Origin of the sequence: uncultured Sphingomonas sp., from assembly GCF_964244265.1 — a bacterium.
GTDB lineage: Bacteria > Pseudomonadota > Alphaproteobacteria > Sphingomonadales > Sphingomonadaceae > Sphingomonas.
Genome location: NZ_CAXTHV010000063.1, coordinates 1 through 4,808, shown reverse-complemented (window position 1 = coordinate 4,808; position 4,808 = coordinate 1). Strand labels below are relative to the sequence as shown.

The following is a 4,808-nucleotide window of genomic DNA, read 5'->3' as shown; positions in this document are numbered from 1 at the left end:
CTGATCCAGGAGAAGATCAAGCAGCCGCTGGCCGAGGAACTGCTGTTCGGCAAGCTGGTCCATGGCGGCGAGGTAACGGTCAAGATGAAGGATGGAGCGCTGTCGTTCGCCATCGAACCCGCCGCGCCCAAAAAGCCGAGCAAGAAACGCGGCAAGGCGGCCGCCGACGCCGATTGACCTGACCCGGCGCCGGCGCCGGGTCACGCCGTCATCGTTTCGACCCAGCGAATCCGTCTTTGCGTCGGGCGCGTGATACGATAGCCATGTGTCGACACGGGGGGAGGTCGAACATGCGACGCGCGGCATTGGCTCTTGTCGGCGGCAGCACCATTGCCGCGGCCGGTATGGCGGTCGTGGGATCAGCCGCTCCGCCGGCGTCCTCGTCGCCGGTTGCGCGCTATCAGATGGACGTCTCTACCACCTCCGGCTTCATGGCCGGGGGGATCAGCGTCAGCAAGATGATGTTAGGCGGGGGCGGTAATTCGGTCGCGCATACCTTGCTGCTGCGGCTGGGCTCGACGCTGATGCCGACATCCCGGCCGGCGACGGCCGATCACTTCATGCCCGCCGGCATGGGGCTGGGCACGTCGGTGCCGCTGGTGACGCCGGTTCCCTCGCCCGAGGCAACGCCGACACCCGGCGCGACGGAGCAACAGAACTTCCGCCGGCCCAAGGGGCGGCTGCTGATATTCTGGGGCTGCGGCACGCATGCCGGGCCGGGCCAGCCGGTGATCATCGATTTCAGCAAGATGGGGCAGCAGCAATTCCCTCCCGGACTGTTTTCCGCGACGGTGCCCGTCGAACCGGGACCGACCTTCGGCAATTCGCGCACCTATGGCGACTGGCCCAACGGCAAATCCGGCAAGCAGCCCAAGCCCGCCTCGTCGCTGCTTGGCGAGCATCGCGTCGCCGGCAATTACAATCCGGAAATCAAGTTCGCGCTGGACCAGGACTTCATGAGCGCGCTGTCGGCGCAGACCCAGGCACAGCCCGACGGCTCGCAATTGCTGAGCTGGGGACCGGTCGACGCCGCGACCGGCTATTACGCCTGGCTGTTCGGCGCCAGGGAAATGGGTGACGACAATGCCGACATGGTGTGGTGGACGTCGGCGGCGTCCAGGGAGTTCGGCGCCGGGCTGTGGGACTGGCTGCCGCCGGCGACCGTCTCGGGACTGATCGCCAGGCGGGTGGTCATGCCGCCCCGCCAGACCAGCTGCGCCATTCCGGCCGAGGTGAAGACGGCGGCGAGTGGGTTCATGCTCGCCCAGCTTTACGCCTATGGACCCGAGCGCAACTTCGCCTATCCGCCGCGCCCCGCCAACCCGAAAGCGCCGTGGAAGCCCGACTGGACCGCCCGCGTCCGCTATCGTTCGACGACCTCGCTGATGCTCGGCATGCCCGGCATGGGCGATAACGGCGACGGCGGCGCCCCGGGCGGCGGTTCCGCCGACCAACCCAAGCCGAAGAAGAAATGCAAGCCCAGCCTCGGCGGGCTGATGGGCGGCCGGATCTGCTGATCCGGTGCGGCGCTTGCCGGCCCGTGTCCGGCGGGATAGGGTTGATCCTGGAGGATATGGCGATGCGCAGGCGTAGGATCATGGCGGGCATCGCCGCAATCGTGCTGACCGTTGCGATTGCCCGCCATCCGTCCGCCGATATCGAGATACTGACGCACGACGCCGGCGACCCGGTGCCGCACCGCGTCCGGGCGGCGATCGATCTCGGCGTGGTCGCGGTGAACCTGCTCGTGACCTGGACGGGCACACGCCACGCGCGTTCCTGACCGGCTCAGGCCGTGCGAGGGCGGCCGTTCCGCCTTATTTCTTGTCGGTGAAGATGGTGATTGCCGGGCGGCCGACCATCGGCGTGGCGGTCCTGGGCATACGCGCCTCCAGCGGCTTGAGCCAGGTGTCGACCTTGCTGCCGATCGCGACCTGCGGCTCGCTGGGGGTGACGTTGCCCATCGCCTCCCATTGCGCGATCAGCGCGCCCGCGTCCGCGCCCGCCTTGGCCAGCGGCACCGGCTGACGCAGTGCGTTGTTGATCATCGCATCGCCGTAAAAGGTCCAGTCCTTGTCCGACGCGCATCCGAACGACGTGCGGTCGGGACGCGCGGCGGTGAACAAGGCGGTGGTGTCGCTCGACAGAGCGGGCACGAAGATGCCCGAGAAACATGCCGACAGGATCAGCAGGCGGTTCTTGATGCCGAGCTCGTCGAACATCCGCGCCATTCGCGCCGGCGGGATGATGCCGAAGCCGTCATCGGCATCGTGATAGGCCAGCCCGACCTTTGCGCCGTGCCCGGCGGTGTAGAGGACCAGCACGTCCTCGTTCCTGTCCATCAGTTCGGCGACGCGGGCCAGCGCGATGGCGAGGCTCTGCGGGCTGCCATTGGGCAAGGTGCTGGGGCCCGATCCCTCGGTTCCCGCAAGCACGATGGTGTGGCCGACCGCATTGTAGCGACGGCTGAGCACCTTGCCCGCCTCGCGCGCCTCACGCCCGAAGATCGGATCGCTGTCGAGCCCGACGACGACGACATAGGCATCGACGACGCCCTTCTTCTGCGGCTTCAGCCCGGCGAGTGCGGCGGCCAGCCTGCGCTGGTCGTCGAGCAGCCAGGCGGGCGACCGGTCACGCTCCAGCTGCGGCCCGAGCGCGAGCGACGCGTCGACCTCCGCCTGATTTTCGCCCGACACCATCCCCGGCCAGCCGCCGACATGCTGCGGCGCGCTGTACGGCGCGGTCGACTGGCCGGCGGCGGACGTGGCGAGCAGGAGCGGCACGGCGAACAGCGCGCCCAGGGTGGTGAGACGGCGAACAAGCTGACTACCCATGTGATTCACCCCGAAGCGACGATTCAACCGTGCCGAGCGGCATCGCGGTGTCAAGCGCGGAAGCGCGACCGTCAACATTTACCCAAGCAATGTTGCAACCTTGTGCTTACGGGCCGTTGAGTTACCGCCGAGTACAAAGGATGAGACGATGCAAAGCGCGTTGCGTAGAATGGGCAATTCGATGGGCCTCATCGTGCCCCGGGCGCTGTTGGGCGAGATCGGCGTGACAACCGGAGCGACGATGGATTTGAAGGTCGAGGACGGCAAACTTATCGCCACGCCCGTTCGTGCATCGACTCGTATGGGCTGGGCTACGGATGCCGCGGCGCTCGGCCCCGAAACCGAGGAAGAGATGGACTGGAGCCGGTTCGGCAATGAGGTAGATGCCGAGCTGGAATGGTAAAGCGCGGCGAGATCTGGCTCGTCGCCCTAGATCCGGTGGTCGGCGGTGAGATACAGAAAACACGCCCTTGCCTGGTAGTCTCGCCCGATGAATTGAATGCGCATCGACGCCTTGTCCTGATCGCCCGATGACGACCGGCAGCCAGCCGGCGCGATTTCGCGTTTCCGTCACATTCCAGCGCAAGCAGGGGCTGATCCTGCCCGACCAGATTCGCACGATCGACAAGATGCGGCTGATCAAGCGACTGGGGCAGGTCGAGGCGGCAACGTTGAGGGCGGTGCTGGAGGTGCTGGGAGAAATGTTTGGGGAATGAGGGAAGTCACGAGCCACTGCAGCGACTAATCCTGCGATAGATGGTAAGGGCCGTTCATCAGCAAGATACTAGGAAAGCCCAGGATGCCGGCCGCTGCTTCAGCAGCGCCGGCCGGGCCGGATGCCGATAGCCGGGTCGAACGAACTACATTCGACCGCGGCGCTCCCTAATATACCCGCTTCTTCGGCTTGATGTACTCGACGTCGTCGGTCATCGTATAATCGTGGACCGGGCGGTAATCGATCGCCACCGTGCCGCCCTTGCCGCCCCAGCCATCGAAGGTCGCGATGGTGTGCTTCATCCAATTGGCGTCGTCGCGGTTGGGATAGTCCTCGTGCATGTGCGCGCCGCGGCTCTCGGTGCGGTTGGCCGCGCCGCGCATGGTGACCACGGCCTGGCCGAGCAGATTGTCGAGCTCCATCGTCTCGACCAGGTCGGTGTTCCAGATCAGCGAGCGGTCCGTAATGCCGACATCCTGCATCGTCTGGTTGATCGCGTCGATCCTGGTCACGCCTTCGGCCAGCAATTCGGTGTCGCGGAACACCGCGCAATGCTTCTGCATCGTGCGCTGCATGTCGGCGCGGATCACCGCAGTGGGCGTACCGCCCTTGGCGTTGCGGAAATGGTCGATCCGTTGCAGCGCGAACTCCTCCGATCCCTGGGGCAGCGGGGTGTGCGCGGTATTGGGCCGGAGCTGGTCCTTGAGCCGCAGGCCGGTCGCGCGGCCGAACACGACCAGGTCGATCAGCGAGTTCGAGCCGAGGCGATTGGCGCCATGGACCGACACGCACGCCGCCTCACCGACCGCGAACAGTCCGGGGACGATCGCGTCCGGATCGCCGTCCTTCAACTGGACGACCTCGCCGTGATAATTGGTCGGGATACCGCCCATATTGTAATGAACGGTCGGGGTCACCGGCAGCGGCTGGCGCGTCAGGTCGACGCCGGCGAAGATCTTGCCGGTCTCGGTGATGCCGGGCAACCGCTCGTGCAGCACCTTTGGATCGATATGATCGAGGTGGAGGTAGATATGGTCGCCATGCTCGCCGACGCCGCGGCCTTCGCGCATCTCGGCGGCCATCGATCGCGCGACGACGTCGCGGCTGGCGAGGTCCTTGGCGGAGGGGGCGTAGCGCTCCATGAACCGCTCCCCTTCCGAATTGGTCAGATAGCCGCCCTCGCCGCGCGCGCCCTCGGTGATCAGCACGCCGGCGCCGTAGATGCCGGTCGGGTGGAACTGGACGAACTCCATGTCCTG

General features: G+C 66.3%; 5 protein-coding genes and 1 pseudogene. 4 read left to right on the top strand and 2 right to left on the bottom strand.

All coding sequences use genetic code 11. The features are described from left to right. The first annotated feature begins 404 nt into the window (after positions 1-404). Positions 405-1,517, top strand: coding sequence for a hypothetical protein (locus tag ACFE7K_RS15545; protein WP_375399102.1), 1,113 nt, complete (start codon positions 405-407; stop codon positions 1,515-1,517). Between the two features lie 80 nt (positions 1,518-1,597). Then, positions 1,598-1,783 carry a hypothetical protein gene (locus ACFE7K_RS15540; RefSeq protein ID WP_375399101.1) on the top strand — a complete coding sequence of 62 codons (186 nt, stop codon included), beginning with the start codon at positions 1,598-1,600 and terminating at the stop codon, positions 1,781-1,783. A 34-nt stretch (positions 1,784-1,817) separates the two neighbouring features. On the opposite strand, the gene ACFE7K_RS15535 is transcribed toward ACFE7K_RS15540, so the two are convergent. Further along, the gene (locus tag ACFE7K_RS15535; protein WP_375399100.1) at positions 1,818-2,834 is read right to left on the bottom strand and encodes a C13 family peptidase; all 1,017 of its coding nucleotides are present in this window, start codon (positions 2,832-2,834) and stop codon (positions 1,818-1,820) included. Between the two features lie 148 nt (positions 2,835-2,982). Between ACFE7K_RS15535 and ACFE7K_RS15530 the strand changes: the two genes are divergently transcribed. Then, a complete protein-coding gene (locus tag ACFE7K_RS15530) occupies positions 2,983-3,237 on the top strand; it encodes a hypothetical protein (protein WP_375399099.1) in 255 nt (84 codons plus the stop codon). Next, positions 3,231-3,550 (top strand): annotated as a pseudogene (locus ACFE7K_RS15525) (type II toxin-antitoxin system PemK/MazF family toxin). Before ACFE7K_RS15530 ends, ACFE7K_RS15525 begins: the two are co-directional and overlap by 7 nt. A 166-nt stretch (positions 3,551-3,716) precedes the next feature. On the opposite strand, the gene ACFE7K_RS15520 reads toward ACFE7K_RS15525, so the two are convergent. Beyond that, positions 3,717-4,808, bottom strand: a 1,092-nt coding sequence (locus ACFE7K_RS15520) for an FAD-binding protein (RefSeq protein ID WP_375399098.1), incomplete at its 5' end; no start/stop codon positions are given.